Genomic DNA, 2,061 nt, shown 5'->3' with positions numbered 1-2,061 from the left:
CAGTATTTATGGGTGAAAAAATCATCCCTCTCTTTAACTATAATGTATAATTCACTTGATGAGATTTAAATATTTTGTTAGTTACTTTTTATGGATATCTCCATGGCTTTTACTGGGAGTTATTGTTTTTATTGTAGCTATAATATTCCTTCTTAAAAACTCAAAAAGGGAAGAGGACGAAGAGGAAGAAAAACTTATAAAAATTGATGAGTTTCATAATGTGCTTCCTCTAATTGATAAAATAGAAGAGTACTTTGATTTAAAAAAGAAATACTGTAACACTTCTTTCCTCTACCTAAAAGAAATCCTATCTGAAATAAAAAATATCTCCAATGAAATTATACCAATTGTTTTTGATGAGTATTTGATCTCTTGCCTTCATGAAATCATAGATAAAATAAATTTTATAGAAAAACATCTTGACGATAGGAACTTTGCATTAGAGGCATTAAAAGATCTGGAAGAAACTTTTGAAAAAATCATGAACTGGTATCATGAGGAAAATGAAGAAATTAGTCTTTGACAGAACAAAATAAATGTATAAACTTTATATGGATGTTAACATATTGTATAATCAATAAGACAGTAAAAAGATTAAGGAGGAATTAAAGATATGAAGAAGATACCGCTTAAAGCCTATGAAAGGAAAACCGAAAAGAAAAGTGATTTAAGAAAGTTGAGAGAAGAAGGATTTGTGCCTGCAGTAATCTATGGTGAAGGAGTAGAGGAAAGTAAGACAGTTTCTGTAGCTCATGGTGAACTTTTAAGATTATTAAGAAAAAGGAGGCACGCAGATTTCCTTATAGATCTTGAAGTGGAAGAAACTAAGGAAAAGTTTATAACACTACTTCAGGATGTTCAATTTCATCCAGTCACTGATAGGATTATTCATGCCGATTTCTATTCTGTTTCCCTTGAAAAACCGATATACGCAAAAATTCCAGTACATCTTGTTGGAGAAGCAAGAGGAGTTAAAGAGGGTGGTGTACTTTACCAGGTTTTACATGAAATTGAAATCGAAGCAAAACCATTAGACCTCCCATCAGTAATTGAGGTTGATGTAACAGAGCTTGAGATAGGAGATTCCGTTCATGTGGGAGATATAAAAATTGAGGGTGATGTGAAAGTAATCACTCCTCCAGAGGAAACAGTGGTAACAGTATCTGAACCAGAAAAAGTTGTGGAAGCAGCCCCTGCAGAGGAAGAGTTAGAGGAGGAAGAAGCCCCCGCTGAAGAGGAAGGGAAGGAAACAGAGGTAAAGGAAGAGGAGAAGAAAGAGGAATAAAAATTCTTTTAACAAAATAGGGAAGGATAGTTTGTATGTCATAGTAGGACTTGGAAATCCTGGAATTGATTATATTGGAACACGGCATAACATAGGTTTTGATTTTATTAATTTTCTTTCCAAAAAATGGAAGATAAAGATAGATATATTAAAGTGGAAAAGCGAAATAGGTGAAGGAAACATTGCTTTTGATGATAAAGAGGAGAGGATAATTCTTGCAAAACCTCTTACATATATGAATCTCTCTGGAGAAGCTGTGAAGGAGATTGTGAGTAATCTAAATCTTCCCCTTGAGAACCTTGTGGTAGTTCATGATGATGTTGATCTTCCACCTGGTGGAGTTCACTTCATAAGGGATAGAGGTGATGGAGGACATAAAGGGGTTAGGTCTATAATACATCATTTAAATTCAAGGGACTTCTTTAGATTAAGGTTTGGAATAGGAAGACCAACAGATGAACTTGATATGGTAAATTATGTTTTATCAGGAGTGCCCTTGAAGGATAAAAAACTTATATCCAAAGCTTTTCTTCTGGGGGAAGAAATCCTAAAAACATTTATAAACTATGGAGAGAAAAAAGCAATCTCAAAGTCTAACAAGAAGGGAATTTATTAATCTCCTCTTTGAAGGAAAGAGCATAAATAAATCTATAGGTGGCATAACAAGGGGAGCTCTTCCGTTTCTAATCTCTTTTCTTTCTCAAAAAATCAGTAAAATAATCTTTGTTACTGAAGAAGAGAATGAAGCTTATGAAATATATGAAGAGTATATAAAT

The 2,061-nt window shown here is 33.3% G+C and carries 4 protein-coding genes; all 4 read left to right on the top strand.

The genetic code is table 11. The features are described from left to right. The first annotated feature begins 58 nt into the window (after nucleotides 1–58). Nucleotides 59–523: a hypothetical protein gene (locus J7J33_01935; protein ID MCD6168050.1), complete on the top strand. Its 465-nt coding sequence runs from the start codon at nucleotides 59–61 to the stop codon at nucleotides 521–523. A gap of 90 nt (nucleotides 524–613) precedes the next feature. After that, complete coding sequence (locus tag J7J33_01930; protein MCD6168049.1) at nucleotides 614–1,285, top strand: 50S ribosomal protein L25/general stress protein Ctc; 672 nt, start codon at nucleotides 614–616, stop codon at nucleotides 1,283–1,285. Between the two features lie 31 nt (nucleotides 1,286–1,316). Beyond that, a complete protein-coding gene (locus tag J7J33_01925; protein MCD6168048.1) occupies nucleotides 1,317–1,901 on the top strand; it encodes an aminoacyl-tRNA hydrolase in 585 nt (194 codons plus the stop codon). Then, nucleotides 1,852–2,061 (top strand): hypothetical protein (locus tag J7J33_01920; protein ID MCD6168047.1); only part of this gene is annotated, 210 nt, incomplete at its 3' end. The genes J7J33_01925 and J7J33_01920, both read left to right, overlap by 50 nt.

Source organism: Caldisericia bacterium (assembly GCA_021158845.1).
Taxonomy (GTDB): domain Bacteria; phylum Caldisericota; class Caldisericia; order B22-G15; family B22-G15; genus B22-G15.
The sequence above is the reverse complement of the archived record's forward strand: the minus strand, read 5'-3'. Positions and strand labels throughout refer to the sequence as shown.